The sequence below is a fragment of the bacterium genome (assembly GCA_018830565.1).
Lineage (GTDB): Bacteria > UBA9089 > JAHJRX01 > JAHJRX01 > JAHJRX01 > JAHJRX01.
In genome coordinates this window covers 1-17,764 of the sequence record JAHJRX010000071.1, presented here as the reverse complement: position 1 = coordinate 17,764, position 17,764 = coordinate 1, and the positions used below count along the sequence as shown (strand labels likewise).

Below are 17,764 nucleotides of genomic sequence, written 5' to 3'. Positions count from 1 at the left end.
ATTAATCTTAATTTAAACAATACTTACTACTGCTTGAACAGCTAAGAGATAACTATTACTTCCAAATCCACTAATCTGGCCCACGCAAACTTCACTAATCATAGAATGCCTTCTAAATTCTTCTCTCTGATGAATATTGGAGATGTGAACTTCTACGGTTGGTATTTTAGAGGCTAAAATAGCATCTCTTATGGCAATACTGGTATGGGTAAAAGCTGCGGCATTAATAATAATAGCATCACCTTGAGTATTATTAATCTTATCAACTATCTCCCCTTCGTGATTTGTCTGGAAAAACTCAAACTTAATCTTTTTTTCATCAAGTGTTTCTCCGTATTTAACCATCTGTTGATTGATCTCGTCTAAGGTAAGATTTCCATAAATAGAGGGCTCTCTCTTGCCCAGAGTATTTAAATTAGGACCATTAATGACTAAGATATTAATCAATTTTCTTCTTGCCTCCTAATTACTTTTTTAATAATCTTCTCATCGTTATATTCTTTTATCAAGACTTTTCCAATTTCTAGAGGTAAGATAAATCTTAGTTTTTCACCTAATTTTTTTTTATCTAACCTCATGGCCTCCATAATTAAAGAGAGGTCAATACCTTTAAAATTTACTTTTAAACCAGCTTCTTGAAATAACCATTCTTGTTCCTTAACTCCTTCTTTGCTAAATAAGCCCAACTCTACAGACAAATTAGATTCCACCATCATTCCTATGGCAATAGCTTCACCGTGGCGATATTTTCCATATTTAGTTACTGCTTCGATAGCATGCCCTACGGTATGGCCATAATTTAAGATAGCCCTAAGATCTTTTTCTCTTTCGTCTTGAGAAATAATCTCTGCCTTTATCTGACAAGATTTAGCAATGACCTCTTCTAAGCAATCTTGGTCTAATTCTTTTATCTTAGAGATATTCTTTTTTAAAACCTCAAATAACTCTTTATCTTTAATGACCCCATACTTGATTACTTCACTTAACCCTGATCTCAACTCTCTTTCTTCTAAAGTTTGTAATAAGTTCACATCAATGATTACTACCTTAGGTTGGTAAAAAGAACCGATCATATTTTTTGCTTGGGAATGATTAACTGCTACCTTACCCCCGACACTACTATCAACTTGGGCTAATAAAGTAGTAGGAACTTGCACTAAAGGCAAACCTCTCATAAAAGTAGCTGCTACAAACCCGGCTAAATCCCCTATTACTCCTCCCCCCAAAGCAATGACAGGAGTACTTCTATCTAATTTAAAACTTATCATCTGATCGTAAAGATGACTTGCATCCTGAAGAGATTTGTATTCTTCACCATCTGGAACTTCTGCTATCATAGGAACTAGATCATATTCTTTTAAATATTTTATTAGTTCTTTTAAATAAAGCCCACCTACCTTAGGGTTAGTAACAATGAAAACCTTTTTGTTTAAATTTAGATCTCTGATATACTTTCCAGCTTCTCTTAAGATACCTGCTTTAATATAGATATTATAACTTCTATCTCCAAGCTCTACTCTTACTGCCTTCACTTTTTTCCTTATATTCACATTATTACCTGGATCTTATCTTTAATCTTGATCTCTCCACCTAAAACTACTTCAGCAAATATACCCTCTTTAGGCATAATGCAATCTCCTGCCTGGTAGTAAATGGCACATTTATGATGACAGACTTTACCAATCTGAGTTACTTTAAGAACTATTTCTTCTCCGATCTTTATCTGTTGGCCAATCTTTAAGGCAGCAAGATTTATTCCACTGGTGGTAATATTTTCAGCAAAATCACCACCAGAGACATTAAGCCCATCCTGGCGCATCTTTTCAATCGACTCCATCGCTAATAAACTTACCTGCCGATGCCAATTACCGCTATGAGCATCACCTTCAAGTCCATAATTAGCTATTAACTTACCTGGTCCACTTAGCGGAATCTTTTTTTCACCTTTGTCTTGACTAATATTGATGGAAACAACCTTTCCTTCTTGCCTCAATTGATATTATTCTCTCCTTCTTTTATTTCTACTTCTTTCAACTCCTCATCTTCCAACTCCTCATTCTTCTAAAGCCCCATAATCTCCACCAATAAACAAAGATTACTCTTCTTCTCTAAAACAAGATCTCAATAGCTTGATAAGGACATGCCTTAAGGCAGAAACCACAAACTATGCAACGTTCAGAATTAAATGAAATTTTCATCTTATCTCGATCGATACTTAAGGCACGAGATGGACAAAGAGGAATACAAGCACTACAATGAATACATCTTTCTTCATTCCACCGGACATCCTTGGCTAATGGCTGAATACTTATTCTTAAATTCTTCAAATAGTCTATTCCTTTGTCTAATGATCCTTTTTTTCCACTGATCTCTAAGACCATTCTCCCTTTTTCATTAGGATTAATCTTAGCACTTAGAATATTAACCATCAAATCATAGTCCTTAATCAGGTGGTAAGTAATGGGCTGCTCTATAGTCTCTTTGGGAAATGTGAGTACCATTCGTTTCTTAATCATCTTTTCACCTCTTCTGGCCTTTCTTTTAGAGACTTAGAGGTAATCTCAGAATTAACGGAGGGGAGCATTTGGACCGGCTCACTTAAAAGAAATTCACCTTTTTTAATCCATTCCTTGAGAGTATTAGCTATTTCTCTGGCCTTAGCGTAGCTGGAGAGCGATCCAGTGGGAACTTCCTTATCTTGAACCATTATTTTGCCACTCTTAAGTTGATCATAGTTTACTTCGGCTAAGCTTCCAATCTTTCCCTGGGGATAAGCTTCGCTGTAATCTATCACCTGGGTATAGATTTCCTCATCTTTAACGGCTACATATCTACAAATCTCTTCATTGAGAATGGGAATAGGCACCCCAATTCCTACCGCTAAAGTAACGCCATAACCAGTCATACTTACTCCTCTAAGCCACTGTGATTTCATCTGCTTTAGATCGCCAAGCACCGCTAAAGTTCCAGCCGGGCACCTCGGGACATCATTCTCTCCCCGGAAGACCTTTGGATTATGTTGAGTTCCTTGCCAGACTACATATCCTATACCGCCACCCAAGAAGATGCGACTACCAATGCCAATGGTAAGGTATAAGGGATCATTTAATAAAGGAGAAAGTTGCCCAGCACTGCAGTAAATAGCATTACCTAACTTGGGTAACAAGACTCCCAAATAAGTATAGATAATCTTCTCAGAAAGGTTCACCGCTACATTATAATTCTGATAAGCATTTCTCGGATTAAAGAGTACCACCTCATTTAAGTCCTTAATATTAATCCAAGTTTCAAGTTCTTTTCTTGGATAACAGTCTGTTCCATAAGAGGTAGCCTTCAATCGAATATCCTTCCCCGCCACTAATTCTTCAATCACATGTCCCCCTCCGTACTTAAATGCTCCTGGGTAGATAGTATTGGTTGGGTCATTTTCTAAAAGCTCGGCGGCACCAAGATAAGCATCTACCGCTGCTAATCCGGCATAAGCAGGAACATCATTTAGCCAGACTTTTTGGGCTTTAATTTTAGGTTTAGAATGGCCAAAGTTAAAATAGACTCCAGAGGAACACATTGGACCAAAAGTACCAGTAGTAACTACATCCACCTCTTTGGCTGCCTGGCTAAGGCCTTTCTCATCCACTAAATCAATAATCTCTTCGGCGGTTACCACCACGGCCTGACCTTTTTTAATCTGCTCATTAATCTGAGCAATTGTTTTAGTCATCTTCTATACATCCTATCATTAATCTGAGCAATTGTCGTCTTAGTCATCTTCTATACATCTGCTCATTAATCTGAGCAATTGTTTTAGTCATCTTCTATACATCCTATCCTCCAATAGCTGACATTTGACGACCAGTTGGGCTTTTTAGTTGAAACTGATGAGCAGCTGGTTTATCACTCATTGCCTGAACAATAATCCTTTCTAATTCCTCATCTGATGCCCCTTGACGCAAAACTTGTTTCAAGTTAACCTCTATATTTTGTCCCAAACAAAGCCGCAAATGGCCATCTGGAGTAAGTCTAATACGATTACACCTCTCACAGAAATGGTCACTTATTGGTGAGATAAACCCAATCTTTCCTACGGCTCCAGTTATTTGATAGTATTTTGCTGGACCATTGCCCGGCAACCCATCACTGAGAATAAGATTAAAGTTATCTGCCAATCTCTTCCTAATAAGATTGGTAGATAAAAATCGTCTTACCCAAAAATCCTTTTGTTGTCCAATAGGTATAAGTTCTATAAACCTAACCTGAATTGGCTTATCCAAAGTCAGGTTAGCAAACTTCTCCACCTCGTCATCATTAATTCCTTTCATAACCACCATATTTATCTTCAGAGGACCAAGCCCAACCCTTAATGCCTCTTCTATTCCAGCAAGCACATCACTTAAATTTCCACCGCCAGTAATTCTGGCATAACGTTCCTTATCTAAAGAATCCAGACTCACATTAATCCTTCTTATCCCTGCTTCTTTTAATCCTACCGCCAACTTTGCCAATTTGGCAGCATTAGTAGTCAAAGATATCTCTTCAAGCCCCTTTATTTTTATCAGTTCCTTGATAAGATAGATGATATTCTGTCTAACTAAAGGCTCCCCACCAGTAAGCCGTACCCGACTAACACCTAACCGAACCAGAAGTAAAGTAAGCCGGATAATTTCTTCGTAGCTCAAGATATCCCTTTGCCTTTTCTTATCTACTTCTTTCCATGATTGGCAATAGATACAATGTAGATTACACATATCCGTGATAGAAAGCCGTAAGTAGTTTATTTGACGATGATAATTATCTCTAAGCATAAATTCACTCTATTTTACCTAAGAAGCCTCTTAATTTCTCACCATCTTTCGGATAAGGTATTTTTAGACTAAAATTTCTCCATTATTTTCCAAAAAAACACTTTACTAATACTATATCTTGTGGCAAATGTAAAGGATTTATTTACGGATATTGGGACATTTTCATTTGCGGATGACACATTAAAACTTTTTATTTGACAGATTAATATACTTTATGATTTAATAATTTTGGGTTTAAATTGTAAATTAAAGATTTTAAGAAGAAAATGCTTGACAACGTTTTCAAGATAGGAGGTGAACTATGTTTAATCTTGGTATGCCAGAACTTCTGATTATTCTGGCTATTGCCCTGGTTATTTTTGGGGCAAACAAACTCTCGGGGATCGGTTCTTCCCTGGGTAAAGGGATAAGGGAGTTCAAACGAGGCATCAAGGACATAGAAGAAGAGGTAAAGCCGGATTCAAAAGATTGAGAAGAGAAGAGGACACTAAGAAGCTTACCCTGATTGAACATCTTAATGAGTTAAGATGGAGACTGATAGTATGTCTTTTTGCCATTGGCCTTTCGGCCATTCCAGGCTATTTATTTTCGGATAAGCTCTTATCTATCCTGGTCCGTCCGGTTGGTAAACTTGTCTTTCTTGCTCCAACCGAGGCCTTAATGGCTAAATTAAAACTTGGCCTCTTTGGTGGATTTTTTCTTGCCCTACCGGTGGTCCTCTATCAGGTTTGGGGATTTATTTCCTGTGGACTGACTGCTAAGGAGAAGAGATACATCCTTATTTATTTTCCCTTCTCTATTCTTCTCTTCTTGGTCGGGGTAGGTTTCTGTTATTTTTTTGTCCTTCCCTTAGGGGTGAAGATTCTCCTTAGCTATGGTGGTGAGTCTCTTGAGCCGATGATCTCCATCATGACCTATCTCTCCTTTGTGATGACGCTTCTTATCTCTTTTGGGATAACCTTTGAATTACCCTTGGGGGTATTATTTCTCACAAGAATTGGTCTTATAAAACCTCGATTCCTTTCAAGGAATCGCAGATACGCCATCTTAATCATTTTTATTGTAGCTGCAATTCTTACGCCAACGGTAGATATAGTCAATCAATTATTTCTGGCTATACCTCTTCTTCTGCTCTATGAGTTGAGTATTATCATCTCAAGATTGGTATCACCACCTCGTGGGAATAGAAAAGATTAATGGTGAATAGGACTTGGAAGTTAGTCAGTTGTTATGCCCAATGAAAACTGGTTTGCAAAAAACTCTGGTTTTTCGTTATTGTGGATATCTTCTATGATTTAGTAACCCGCAAGGCTGGTGAATTTTCAGCCTAAAGGACTCAATATCTTTGTATCCGTAAGCCATACGTTTAAGCCGCTTGATTTTATTGTTAATCCCTTAACTATTGATGATGGACCGTAGTTTATCCTGGAAGCCTATGCAACAATTCTAAAGGTTTCTACCGTGCTTGAAACGGAACTTCCCCCTACCATTAATAAATTCCCTTTAAAATGAACAAGTTACAACCTTAAACTGTCAATGTAGTTATAATGAACCAGACCTGCTAAAGAAAAATGTGGACATCCCTGAGATAAAGAAACTCTGTGCCGGATGCAAGAGAAAAGAGCAAGCCAAGAGCTATATCCTTATTCCTGAAGGAGTAAAGACAAGATGATGAAGATAAGAAGTTTTGAGTTTAGCCTGAGGGAATTGGCAGGGTCTATGGGTGATTTTGGCACCTTGTTTCCGCTGGCTATTGGCTATATTGTTGTCTGTGGGTTAAATCCAGCAGGATTTTTGGTGATGATGGGGTTGACAAATATCGTCACTGGTTTAATCTATAAACTGCCGATGCCCCTTGAGCCAAAAAAGGCAGTAGCCGTCTATGCCATAGCTAACCATTGGACACCGTCTATGGTCTATTCCTGTGGGTTTAGTCTGGGGCTTTTCTGGCTCATTCTCTCCTTCAGTGGGCTGATGGAGAAGGTTTTGAGGCTTATTCCAAGATGTGTTGTCCGTGGGATTCAGGTCTCACTGGGTATAATGCTTGGGATTTTTGGGCTTTCTATGATAAAAGGTGTAACCTTAGATGGATGGGGTTTGGGAGCACTTTCTATTCTTATTATTATTCTTCTTAGAGAGAATAGATTTGCACCAGCGGCTATTGTTCTGATGGTGCTTGGGGTAGCAATTCCAGCCCTGAGAGGGGAGTTAGCTGGAAAGGTTAGCCTGGTGGTTTCCCTTCCACCCATATTTATCCCAGAACTAAAGGAGATGGGTAAAACCTTTATTTTAGCTGGGATTGCCCAGATTCCCTTGACCCTGACCAATGCCGTCATTGCCTGTGCCGCACTTATTCGAGAGTATTTTCCAGCCAGACCCGTTTCAGAGAAGAAGCTCCTTGTCAATCAAGCGGTGATGAACCTTATTACCCCATTCTTTGGAGGTATGCCAATGTGTCATGGTGCCGGAGGTCTTGCCGGGCAATACTACTTTGGGGCAAGGACAGGCGGGACAAATATTATAGAGGGCTTAATTGAGATAAGTTTAGGGCTGTTTTTATCCTCATCCATTGTCGCTATCTTCTATGTCTTTCCTCGGTCTATTATTGGAGCGATGCTCATTATGGTTGGAATATCCCTCTTAAAGTTTGCCAAGGATGTGACAAAGAAAGATCTTCTCCCTATGAGCATAACGATATTCATCTCAGTGCTGACTAAGAATATGGCTATTGGGTTTGGCGCAGGACTCCTCTGCTTTTATCTCGTCAGGAGATGGTTTTAATGGTGTGTTTAACGGTGTGGTGGATTTGGTCAATCCTGTTGTTTGTGGTAAGCTTTCTTATAGGCATAGTAACTGTGCTTGCTGGGCGTTACGCACCGTCCGCTGCAACGACTTGTTAGGGCATTTCTTTCCCATTTTTCCAAAGTTCATATTCACTGATGTCTATATTTGCATCCCAAGCAACTGCATAACCACCTGGTTCCACATGTACATTCTTGAAGTAAGCGAAGCTTTTCAAAGGAGCAAACATCTCACGGTTTAATAAAGGGGTGACATCATAGCTCTTTTTTTTATCATTAGTAAATTTAATGATAAGTGTATATGCGTCAGAAATTTGTACATCTTGAATTCTTGGAATATTCATGGTTATCACTCCAAAGGTGGCAATTTTCTAAACTCCTGTGTTTCCCAGATGTTTTTTAACTCATCTTTATACATTATTACCCATTCCTTAACCAATTTCTTTGCTCGAGTTGGCAAATCACCTTCTATCATTTCTAATGTTTCAATATTGAACAAAGCGATATATTCTCCATATATGGCATGAAAATGTGGTGGTGGATGATCTCCAAAGAATAATTTGATTATAATTCCGTAGAATCTTGTTATTTCTGGCATTTTATCCTTCTTTGTTTATCGCCCTAACGACAAAAATAACCAGCTCTGCCTGGTTCATTTTTTTGTTAGACTTTGCTTTGCTGTCTTTTCTTTTGGTTTATCGAACTATTGTGAATTCCATATTCAATTTAAGGTCTGACCCCAACTCTGTCTCACCGAGAATTGCTGAATATTGAAGGACAAGAAATATAGCAATCAAATAATTCCATATTCTTTGCATTTATTAAGTATCAAATCTTTGTTCTTACAGTTTTCAAGAATAGAGTAATTATTTTTCAATGGCTCAATAATTCCAAGTCCCTTGCTTTTTGTTCCCCAGATGGCAATAAGGATAGTCGGAATGAAATACATATCAAATGCCCCATTCTCCAATGGTTTTAAACCAATGATGACATCAGAAATTTCTGGAGATTGGGTATAGGTTTTAACATCAGATTTATATTCTCTGTCAACTCCACCTCTTGTGCCTCCAGTAAAACTTACATTTGTTCTTGCTGTTCTAACTTGTGCTCTAATAATGTCTTCACCGCCTGTTTCAAGTTTTCTGACAATTATTATGTCGTAAGGTGATAGAGGTAAATCCACAAGAGAAACATTTTGATATTTTTTCATTAAAAGACCAACAACGATATGCTCATTAGCAAAACCTTCTATTGATGCTTGTCTTCCTTTGTCTTCTGTATTTGGCATATTTTACTTCCTTAAAACTATAATCCAGTCAGTATTAATTCTTTCCCCTCTTGGAACTTTTATAAAATGTTTTATAATTTCTGAGGCAAAATAATTTTCAACCTTAAAACCGATATTCTTAGCTAACTCCATTATGTATTTCCAGTTTTCAAATAATTCACCTCGGATTTTATTATTTCCAACAACGACTATATATCTTCCCTCCTTCTTTAAGGATTTATAAACCTCTAATAAATTTAATCTCATATCGTCCAAATATTTAAAAGCTATATATGACCGCCTTGGATCCTTATTGAAAATTTTTGAAAGAGTTATATCTGCTTCCTCAACCCCGATTTCATGTAATTTCTTATATTCGCTTGATGAAACACTCTCTGTTCCTACATATTTTTTCTTTAAAGGAGTTAATGAGCCGCTGGTTAATCCTAACCAGTAGCTTTCAAGTTGGTGTGTTCTTGGATAATCCACCGCGTTAGCATATGGTGGGGAGGTTACTGCTAAGTCAAAATAGTCTTGATAGTTAATATTCCTCGCATCTATTGTATCAGGAAAACTAACACTTATACCCAACGGACAGTTTTGAGAAAACTCTATCATTTTTGGGACACTAATCAGTATAACTTCAGTAAATTTTTTCAGGGCATCAGCAGGGTAAACTTTTTTATTTAATTTTTTCCGTATTACAGTTCTTGTACAATTATCATCAGCATTTGACACACTACGTATTATAGACGAAAAACAAATTCTGAAGAAATCTTTTATATTTTTAGATATATCAAGAGCGTTTATGATTTTTTTTAGATATGCCAGTTCAAGAATAATTTCTTTATTAAACCAATTGTCTCTGTAAGGGAAAACAGGTATGTCTTCTTCAGAAATTTTTGAAGGTTTATAGTTCAATATGAATCTCAAAAGATATTTTTGAGCTAACTGCAATTCGTCTTCATCTAAAGGTGTAATCTTTACTTTTGAAAGATAGCGAGAAAATGGGTCAATATCAATACCAATAGAGGGTCTTCTTGTTAGAAGTGCTTCTATATTTGTTGTGCCACTGCCTGCAAATGGGTCAAGAATTAAGTTGCCTTCTTTAGAATAGCGTTTTATAAGCCATCGTGGAAGCTCGGGGAAAAATTTAGCAGGATATTTGTGTAAGCCGTGGGTAAGAATACTTTGGTCATAGCTGATAAATAAAAATCTATCTCCGTCTTTAACTGGTAAATCTGGCGGAATTTCTCCATCAACTCGAATAATTTTTTCTCCGAATTCATTTACTATTTCTTTAATATTATCTAATTGATGATTACTAAATAAAACCGTTTGTTGAAGCTTACTATCAGATAAGCCATTACGTCTGCCATTTTTTCTTGCGACTTTTGATTTTATTTCATCTAATGAAATCGGATAATAAATTGACTGTACTAAAGTTTGCATTTTTAACCTCGTTTTATTGTAGCACTTTTCATCACTTTATATTATTATTTCTTTGTCTAACCATAAAAATAACCAGCTCCTTGTCTGGTTCATTTTTTTTGTTAGGCAATTGCTTTACTTCGCTGTCTTTTTTCTTTTATTCTCTTTTTCTCTTCTGTTGAGCAAATTCTGCTTTCTACATTCAAGGTTTGACCCTAATCCAACCTTAATCTATTTTTTCCCTTCCATTAATCTTGTTTATCATTTTCAACAAAGAAATCATGGTCTTCAGTTAATTCTTGTTCAATCAACTTTGTGGTATTTAGTTGTATATCATCTTTATATAGATATTGCATATCAAGGGTTTCTATTGCTGCACGGATATAAGTTCTAACAGGTTGGCTACCTTGTCGTTGTATCAATTCCAAAGAATTAAAAGGAATCTCTGATTGCCAACTATATGCCTTGTTATGAAGCAAGGCTACTTTATCTAATAATTGTGCAAGTTCCTCATCGGTTACAGGTAATACATTTAAGCATTGTTCACTAATAGCTTTTGAAAAAAATGATTTAATTTCCTCTTTTTCTTTTTCACCAAACCTTTCTTGAGCTAATTCTGGCATAATATCTCTATCATTATCGTTTTTTCCAAACCAAATATCATCCTGTAATCTATTAGCTGCAGCCGCAAGTGTATAGATTGGGTATTTTTGTTCCTTTGACCAATTTAAAAGCCAGTTTAAATTCTGATAAGCTTTTAATCTGGCAACCTTCCCTAATCTACCCATTAACTCTACTTCATCTATTAAAATAACCCACCCATTATAGCCACAAAATTTTGTTACATCTGCAAGCAAGCCAAAATATGCAGTTGCATGGTCGGTTTGCTTAAAGGTGTCAAACTTAGGAGGAGCTGTTTTTTTTAATTCTCTATAAATTCTGTTAAATTCTCCTTTTGGTGCTCTTTCACCCATAAGATCACTATAAAATCTATGTTGCTCTTCACCTTCAGTAGAAAGGGATGTTTCAAAAATTAATGCTGGTAAAGGATGGATGTATCTATCAAAGTTTTGTATCGGTGTATCGGGTAAATATTTTACCTCTTTTTTACTTAATATTCTATGGATACCGTATGCAGTAGAATCCGGAGTTATAATTCGTGGAGCAACTCTTGTGTAAAATTTAAATAAATTATGGCAAGATACTTCTCTGCTTAAAGAAACACGACTTACCGCAAAATTCATGTCGAGTGCTATATGTTCAACCATTGTTAGCAAGTGTGTCTTGCCTTGTCCATACTGACCCCAAACTAATCTTCCTAATGGTATTTCTCCATTTTGGAATTTTCCAAGATCTTCTTTAATTGTACTAATAATGTCTTTTCTCAAATCTGGAAGTTCTCTGGTAGATTTACGGGTAGGAATTCCAGCTCTCAAGGATTCTATGGCAAAGATTGCATTTAAACTTTCTTCTGGAATTATTTTCATTTATTCTTCCTCCAGTTTTTTTGCTCTCAATGCAGTTTCTATTACTGCCGCTCTCAATAAACTATTCTTTGATAAATCGGGCGTCTGAATAGTCCCATCTCTTTTTAATCCACTTACTTCAAACAATTTTATTAATCTCTTCATAACTTGTTCATGAAAATCTTCTCCAAGGGATTTTAAGTGTAAATCTATATTGACCATATCTGCAAAAGGATTGAATCTGTCTAATGGAACAAGTCCTGTTTGCAAACGCATCCATAGGGCTTCATAACTTTTAAGTCCTCTTTCATCATCATCAATTAAAACCTTATCACCGGCAAGAATTAGTAGAAAGTTACTTAAAAGCTCCATATCATCAATAAGTTGTCTTAACAATTCATAGGCATCTTTTACAGCGTTTGTGGTATATTTAAATCTTCCATCTAATTTTTTTTCAGCTAAAACCTCTAAATCATCCAACAATATTACCAAACCTTTGATTCCGGCAAAATTAAGTATTTTTATTAAAGCATTTAACCAATATCTTGCATTTGATTTTTGTAAAGTTTCAAAAAGATGGGTATCTCGTTTTTCAAATCTTTCGAGTTTTTCTCCTTTTAACCACTTAAATGCTATTTTTGTACTTTCATCAGTATCATCTAAACCTATAAGCCTATCTCCTGCAACTAATAATGCAAATGTAAAAAAAGAGGGACTCAAATCGGCTTTTTTAAAGGTGTTATATATAGCTTTTCTTATTTCTCTACCAGCATCATTTTGGCCCCGACCTTCTTCTATTAATAAAGGTAATAATTTTGACTTTCCATCATATCTTTCTATGGAGAATCCCATTTGTTTGGCTACCTTTAAGCTTAATCCCTTAATTAGTTGCTCTTGATCTATACAATCTGCAATAATTTTATAAAAATTTGAAATATCGCTTATTTTTCCACTTATATCTTTAGCTGAAAAATAAATAGCATTATATCCAAGTTCTTTGGCGGTATATTCTAAAAACTTTAATAGATGGGTTTTACCTGTGCCTTCCTTCCCAATGAGTATTTTAACCTTACTGCCACCATTATTGATATAATTTTGTAAGTAATATTTAGTAAAAATATCTAACCATTTTTCTTTACCAAGAGTCATTTCTAATAATAGCTCTTTACTCTCAGGAGGTTTTCCTTCTTTTAATAAAGAAAGATCTTTTGTTGTAATTTCCATTTTATTTTCCTTCTTTGTAGATAGTAAGACTACTTACCCTTGATTCAACCCCTTTACTATCAACAATAACGATTGCATCTGTTGGATTCTTGGCAAATCCGAGCTCAAACCTGTAATCTTCATAAACCATTTCTGAATTTTCTTTTAATTGTGCCAATTCATACATATACAACTGTTTTGGATAATCTAATTTTGTACTTCTTTTTATAGTTAAAATACTATATATCTCTAAAAGCTTTACTGCTTTACCCCATAAAACCTCTTTTTCTCTATAAATATTTTTGTTACCCCATTTATAAGCTTCAATAAGTTCTTTCATAAAGATTGAGGGGTCAAATTTTTTGTTAGTAATTTTTTTATATTTATTTTGTACCCATATCGCGATTTCTTTGGGTTTCATTATTGTTGTTTTTTCAAATTTTCTTCCAAAAAATAATTTGATTTCAAAGGATTCCTTATTTATTGCTAATTTAAAAGGTGGAATTAAATATTCCGGAAACTCTCCTATGAGTGGTAATTTTTGTTCTCTTAAACTTATATCTAAGTCCGTGATATATTCTTTGTCACCAACTTTTTTTGAGTTATTGTCTATATTCTCAATAATAGTATTTTTAAAGATTTCCCACTCTTTATTTGCTGTTATCAACTTTTTATCAAAATCTTCCATCGATGTTTTTAAAGTATTAAAATCCCACGAAGGAATAGATTTGTTTATGCTACTCCAGATTTTAGAAATTTTTTTTATCGAGCTGTTTATTTCTGTTATTTTATTTTCTTCTAAATTATTAAACATTTTTTCTCTTTCTGTACAGATGATAGGAAATTTGATTTTTGGGGGAGGTGTAAGATATCCACCGAAGTATCTTTTGAATAGTTTTATGCATTACTTTTAGCCCTCCAATCGCATTTTTTCTCTATAATTTCCTTTATCTGTGGAAATCATACCATATAAAAGCCACTCAAGTCAAGAAAAATTTTATAAAACATGCTACAAACTATGTTGCCAATAACCAAGGTTTCAAGTGACGATTCTCATTATTTTTTATGCCTTTAATTTCTTGTTAGGCTTTGGTTCTCTGTCTTTTTCTTTTCTTTTCGTTTACCGAAATATTGTGAATTCAACATTTAAGGTCTGAATCTTACTCTCTCTTATCTGATGAATATTATACCTTATGAAAACCACTCAAATCAAGAAAAAATAGTAAAATGCTTGGAGGAATTCATTAGAAAACTTGGGATGTGTCCTTCTGTTTTCCTCTGTTTTCCTCTATTTTAGCTCAGTTAATGCGAAATAGCCCAGCGTGCTTTTTACGCTGGGCTATTTCGCATTAACTGGAGCGTTTGGTTCGGCGTTCCTCTTGTCTTTCAGTGTTCCTTCCAACTTCTTGATTATTGCTGGTGAGGGCAGGTTACGATTTTGCAACACAAGGAGTGTGAAGTTGTCAGCGAGTATCTCCTCGGGATGGATAATGTATTCTGTGTTCTCGCCAACTTGCTCAAAGAAGCCGGATACCTGCTGCATACCTACAAGCTTCGAATTTTGACTATCATAGATCGGTTTAACAGTGGACGAATCGTCGTTTCGTTCAACCAACAGGAACTGAAACTGGAGGTAGTCGAAGAACTCGCCCCCTCGCCCCATGTTGTATTTCTCATCGCTCGAAAAGAGAATGGGAACGGCCCAACGCTTTGCGCCACCGACCTGAAGACGGATGCAATGATCGTTCCTCGGTGCGTCAGGATTTGTAATTTTCCGCGACTTCAACTCCAATGGAAATGCAACCTCGCTACATTTTACGAAACCGATGGTTGTGTAAAGTTTCTCACGCAAGTCTGGATTCGCCCGGGATATGATGTGAAAGAGTTCATGGCAGATAGTCTTCTGGATCTTCGCGGTGGGTGCTTTCAGATCGTCTTTGGGGAAGACAATGGCGTTGGCTCGGGTGTATGCAGCCTCACCTTCTTCATTTCCTGTCGTCTTGATGAGGAGCACCTTCTTCGGAAAAGGCAAAGACAAAGCCTTAAGTTCTGTCTGAATGCCTTGAAAGGAGGAAGTAATTTTTTGCTTCTCAGCATCATTCCACACGAGAACGTTCTTACCGACAAACTCCAGGTAGTCCTTTTCGGAGACATCACTGTCCGTCTTCATCCTAGCAGCACGGTCGAAAGGACTCATGCAACGAACAAAGTCATCTTGCGCAGTGAGAATCTGTTTGCCTTCATCAACGGTGGCGAAAACAACGGTTGTATCGCTTCCGAGTTTTATCTGCACATCAGACAATTGAGCACACGAAGTGCAGATAACAAGTATGCCGAATGACAAAATCAGCCGACAAGATACGAGGTCGGCTGGATTGCCTTGTTAGCAACTTGTTGAGTGGTTATCCGCCTGATCTCTCGGTTGCTGTTGCTTGACCTCTCGGTTCTTTTTCTTTGTCTAACGACAAAAATAACCAGCTCTGCCTGGTTCATTTTTTTGGTTAGATATTTCTTTTCTTCTGTCAACTATAGCATTCAATGGATGACTTTCCATCTCTTGCAATGTCGCAACCATTGCCTTAAGGTCGTAATTATATCGTTTGGCGAATTCATCTCTGTTTTGCCAGACTTCTAATAGAATTTCATTTTGCATTTTCACTTACCTCCATAATTTCAATTGGGGTGCAAATTTCCGGGCATAAGTAACCTTCTGCACTACACACCTTGCGTACTAAAGGTTTCGTCGCAGGATTATCAATGTGACGGCAATTCCATGTTAGTAAGTAATCTATGCCATGAACAGCAGCTGTTGCGATATGAAGTGCATCAGCTTGGGCTTTATCAGGAAGAGCACCTTGTCCTATCAATGTGTCAGCTATCTGACGAACATCATCAGTAATTTTCAGTTCAGAAACTCCTTGGAGTAACTTAAGTCGTTTTGCTGCTACATCTGGATCTCCTGCTCTGGCTTCAGCAACTACCAGCTCAGAGGTGAAAAGATCATATTCATTTCGCTTGTTCTCCCACCATTCAGCTGTAATTTGCTGACATGCGGCCGTAAGCAAGTCTCGGCTTGGCTTAGCCGCTAAGTAGCTAATAATCGAAGTTTCTATGTATATACTAAACTTTCCCATGTATTCAACTTACTCCGTAACGGTTGAACATAAAATTATCGTTTATTTCAAACATCTAACCATAAAAATAACCTGCTCCTTGTCAGGTTGATTTTTCTTGTTAGGCTTTGGTTGTTATCTTGCTCCCGGTTGCTATCTCGCGACTGACCGTTTTCTCACGCCCGAGTATGTTCTTCCGCTCTCTCTTGTGAGCCTAACGCTGCGTGTAAGCGGCAACGATGCCTAAGATTAACGCCAAATGCACCATCTTTCTCGATATCCAATTGACACGATTATTCGGTGGTAATTCCTGGAATTTCATACTCGATACGATCGTTGCGCCATACAGGGATTTTATGCTTATTTTTTCTTGCATTTTCAGCTACCTTTTCTGCAGCTCTTTGTAAGGCTTTTAATCCAATGATAGCATACTTATTATGTTTTTTCATAGTATTCACTCCGATTCATCAAGAATAACTGGTATATTGCCTGACGTATCAAAAACAATCCATGAATCAGCTAAGAATTTGTAAAACATGGTGAAATTATACCAACTTCTTTCAAAACGCCTTCGAACATCTTGCTCTGGAACATTGTGTCCACCATGGGCAACTCTCAATTTTACACGTTCGATTGCGAATTCAACCGATGGGAGCTTCAGAAAATAAATGATGATTTCATATTTTTCTTTTTTCCATTCATTTATTTTCTTGATGTATCCCTTTCCGCTGAGCGTTGTCTCAAATGCAAATGATTCATTTTTCCTAACACAATCATCAATATGTTCAACCATTAGTCTTCCTGATTCAATTGCCATTTTGTCGGGTTGAAATGGTGAAAGACCTTGCGCGATTAAATCCGCATTTATGAAATTAAGGCATTCTGCTTCAATCGGAAGGAACTCATTTGCAAAGGTCGTTTTTCCTGCTCCATTGGGACCAGCTAATATATAGCACTTCTTTTCCAAAATGTGTAGTCCTTTATATCTTCACTGAACGGTAAAGCTCACCTATCAGCGGGGAGAATAACCACAAACCGTTATGTGTAAAATAAAATATTGATAAGTCAAAAACATTAATCGCGATACCCAGTCCCCGCTGTTAGGCGTATCGCCGTGTTAGGCTTGGTTGCTAACTTACGCTTGATTGCTATCTTCTGTCCGAGTGATATCTTCCCTCTGAGTTGCCATCTTCCGCTCTCTTGTATGTCTAACGATAGAGTTCAGCGGCGTACTCGCCGTCCGCTGCAACGACTTGTTAGAAATTATGTTATATTAATGACTTCCTTCGGAGCAAGATTTTTTGCCATGGACCAAACAGTAGCCACCATTTTTTGGACCCGAAATACTGCAATGATTTCATGCCCATGTTGAGCAATAACGGCTTTAAGAAAAGGCCTGTTGGAAATGATTTCTTCTTTCAGTTTCATATCGTTTTCTTGCATAGCAATTCCGCTGACGCGGACTTGAACCATATTTTGCGGATCACCATTGTAAAAACATAGTTCAATATTAGGATTTGCCTGAAGTTGCTTATAAACCTCTCTCACAACCCCAGTGTGAAATATAATCCCGTTCTCGTCGGCTCTATACATCCACATCCACCGAACATGTGGTTTGTTATCAACGCATGTTGCCAAAGTGCAAGACATGTTTTTGTTGATAAATTCAAATAGCTCTTTC

22 protein-coding genes and 1 pseudogene are annotated in these 17,764 nt (G+C 36.8%); 3 read left to right on the top strand and 20 right to left on the bottom strand.

Features of this window, described 5'->3' with window-relative positions; all coding sequences use genetic code 11:
* Nucleotides 1–12: 12 nt before the first annotated feature.
* From aroQ to moaA, 6 genes are all read right to left on the bottom strand, one after another.
* Nucleotides 13–444: a type II 3-dehydroquinate dehydratase gene (gene aroQ, locus KJ849_06935; GenBank protein ID MBU2600292.1), complete on the bottom strand. Its 432-nt coding sequence runs from the start codon at nucleotides 442–444 to the stop codon at nucleotides 13–15.
* Entirely contained in the window at nucleotides 444–1,532 is a 1,089-nt protein-coding gene (gene aroB / locus KJ849_06930; GenBank protein ID MBU2600291.1) for a 3-dehydroquinate synthase, read from the bottom strand. The genes aroQ and aroB overlap by 1 nt, the downstream gene beginning before the upstream one ends.
* A 14-nt stretch (nucleotides 1,533–1,546) precedes the next feature.
* On the bottom strand, nucleotides 1,547–1,993 hold the full coding sequence (locus tag KJ849_06925) for an MOSC domain-containing protein (GenBank protein MBU2600290.1): 447 nt from the start codon (nucleotides 1,991–1,993) through the stop codon (nucleotides 1,547–1,549).
* 115 nt (nucleotides 1,994–2,108) lie between these two features.
* Nucleotides 2,109–2,516 carry a 4Fe-4S binding protein gene (locus KJ849_06920; protein MBU2600289.1) on the bottom strand — a complete coding sequence of 136 codons (408 nt, stop codon included), beginning with the start codon at nucleotides 2,514–2,516 and terminating at the stop codon, nucleotides 2,109–2,111.
* A complete protein-coding gene (locus KJ849_06915) occupies nucleotides 2,513–3,721 on the bottom strand; it encodes a homocysteine biosynthesis protein (protein MBU2600288.1) in 1,209 nt (402 codons plus the stop codon). The genes KJ849_06920 and KJ849_06915 overlap by 4 nt, the downstream gene beginning before the upstream one ends.
* Before the next feature lie 103 nt (nucleotides 3,722–3,824).
* Entirely contained in the window at nucleotides 3,825–4,802 is a 978-nt protein-coding gene (gene moaA, locus KJ849_06910; protein MBU2600287.1) for a GTP 3',8-cyclase MoaA, read from the bottom strand.
* A gap of 301 nt (nucleotides 4,803–5,103) precedes the next feature.
* Between moaA and KJ849_06905 the strand changes: the two genes are divergently transcribed.
* Nucleotides 5,104–5,274 carry a twin-arginine translocase TatA/TatE family subunit gene (locus KJ849_06905; GenBank protein ID MBU2600286.1) on the top strand — a complete coding sequence of 57 codons (171 nt, stop codon included), beginning with the start codon at nucleotides 5,104–5,106 and terminating at the stop codon, nucleotides 5,272–5,274.
* Nucleotides 5,271–5,999, top strand: a complete 729-nt coding sequence (gene tatC / locus KJ849_06900) for a twin-arginine translocase subunit TatC (GenBank protein ID MBU2600285.1) — start codon at nucleotides 5,271–5,273, stop codon at nucleotides 5,997–5,999. Before KJ849_06905 ends, tatC begins: the two co-directional genes overlap by 4 nt.
* A gap of 75 nt (nucleotides 6,000–6,074) precedes the next feature.
* Here tatC and KJ849_06895 read toward each other — a convergent pair.
* Nucleotides 6,075–6,197: pseudogene (locus tag KJ849_06895) on the bottom strand (transposase).
* Nucleotides 6,198–6,473: 276 nt separating this feature from the next.
* Between KJ849_06895 and KJ849_06890 the strand changes: the two are divergent.
* Entirely contained in the window at nucleotides 6,474–7,583 is a 1,110-nt protein-coding gene (locus KJ849_06890; protein MBU2600284.1) for a putative sulfate/molybdate transporter, read from the top strand.
* A gap of 115 nt (nucleotides 7,584–7,698) precedes the next feature.
* Here the strand turns inward: KJ849_06890 and KJ849_06885 are convergent, their stop codons facing one another.
* From KJ849_06885 to KJ849_06825, 13 genes are all read right to left on the bottom strand, one after another.
* Entirely contained in the window at nucleotides 7,699–7,947 is a 249-nt protein-coding gene (locus KJ849_06885) for a DUF2442 domain-containing protein (protein ID MBU2600283.1), read from the bottom strand.
* A 5-nt stretch (nucleotides 7,948–7,952) separates the two neighbouring features.
* Nucleotides 7,953–8,201 carry a DUF4160 domain-containing protein gene (locus KJ849_06880; GenBank protein ID MBU2600282.1) on the bottom strand — a complete coding sequence of 83 codons (249 nt, stop codon included), beginning with the start codon at nucleotides 8,199–8,201 and terminating at the stop codon, nucleotides 7,953–7,955.
* A gap of 195 nt (nucleotides 8,202–8,396) precedes the next feature.
* The gene (locus KJ849_06875; GenBank protein MBU2600281.1) at nucleotides 8,397–8,891 is read right to left on the bottom strand and encodes a hypothetical protein; all 495 of its coding nucleotides are present in this window, start codon (nucleotides 8,889–8,891) and stop codon (nucleotides 8,397–8,399) included.
* 3 nt (nucleotides 8,892–8,894) lie between these two features.
* Nucleotides 8,895–10,322: a site-specific DNA-methyltransferase gene (locus tag KJ849_06870; protein ID MBU2600280.1), complete on the bottom strand. Its 1,428-nt coding sequence runs from the start codon at nucleotides 10,320–10,322 to the stop codon at nucleotides 8,895–8,897.
* 227 nt (nucleotides 10,323–10,549) lie between these two features.
* Nucleotides 10,550–11,788, bottom strand: a complete 1,239-nt coding sequence (locus KJ849_06865) for an ATP-binding protein (protein ID MBU2600279.1) — start codon at nucleotides 11,786–11,788, stop codon at nucleotides 10,550–10,552.
* The gene (locus tag KJ849_06860; protein MBU2600278.1) at nucleotides 11,789–12,991 is read right to left on the bottom strand and encodes an ATP-binding protein; all 1,203 of its coding nucleotides are present in this window, start codon (nucleotides 12,989–12,991) and stop codon (nucleotides 11,789–11,791) included.
* A 1-nt stretch (nucleotide 12,992) separates the two neighbouring features.
* The gene (locus KJ849_06855) at nucleotides 12,993–13,784 is read right to left on the bottom strand and encodes a hypothetical protein (protein MBU2600277.1); all 792 of its coding nucleotides are present in this window, start codon (nucleotides 13,782–13,784) and stop codon (nucleotides 12,993–12,995) included.
* Between the two features lie 525 nt (nucleotides 13,785–14,309).
* Nucleotides 14,310–15,272, bottom strand: coding sequence for a hypothetical protein (locus KJ849_06850; GenBank protein MBU2600276.1), 963 nt, complete (start codon nucleotides 15,270–15,272; stop codon nucleotides 14,310–14,312).
* 156 nt (nucleotides 15,273–15,428) lie between these two features.
* Nucleotides 15,429–15,623, bottom strand: a complete 195-nt coding sequence (locus tag KJ849_06845) for a hypothetical protein (GenBank protein MBU2600275.1) — start codon at nucleotides 15,621–15,623, stop codon at nucleotides 15,429–15,431.
* The gene (locus KJ849_06840; GenBank protein ID MBU2600274.1) at nucleotides 15,613–16,104 is read right to left on the bottom strand and encodes a type II toxin-antitoxin system VapC family toxin; all 492 of its coding nucleotides are present in this window, start codon (nucleotides 16,102–16,104) and stop codon (nucleotides 15,613–15,615) included. The genes KJ849_06845 and KJ849_06840 overlap by 11 nt, the downstream gene beginning before the upstream one ends.
* Nucleotides 16,105–16,376: 272 nt before the next feature.
* The gene (locus tag KJ849_06835) at nucleotides 16,377–16,532 is read right to left on the bottom strand and encodes a hypothetical protein (protein ID MBU2600273.1); all 156 of its coding nucleotides are present in this window, start codon (nucleotides 16,530–16,532) and stop codon (nucleotides 16,377–16,379) included.
* Nucleotides 16,533–16,537: 5 nt separating this feature from the next.
* Nucleotides 16,538–17,050 carry a Zeta toxin family protein gene (locus tag KJ849_06830; GenBank protein MBU2600272.1) on the bottom strand — a complete coding sequence of 171 codons (513 nt, stop codon included), beginning with the start codon at nucleotides 17,048–17,050 and terminating at the stop codon, nucleotides 16,538–16,540.
* Nucleotides 17,051–17,346: 296 nt separating this feature from the next.
* On the bottom strand, nucleotides 17,347–17,764 hold a 418-nt coding region (locus KJ849_06825), incomplete at its 5' end, for a pyridoxamine 5'-phosphate oxidase family protein (GenBank protein MBU2600271.1).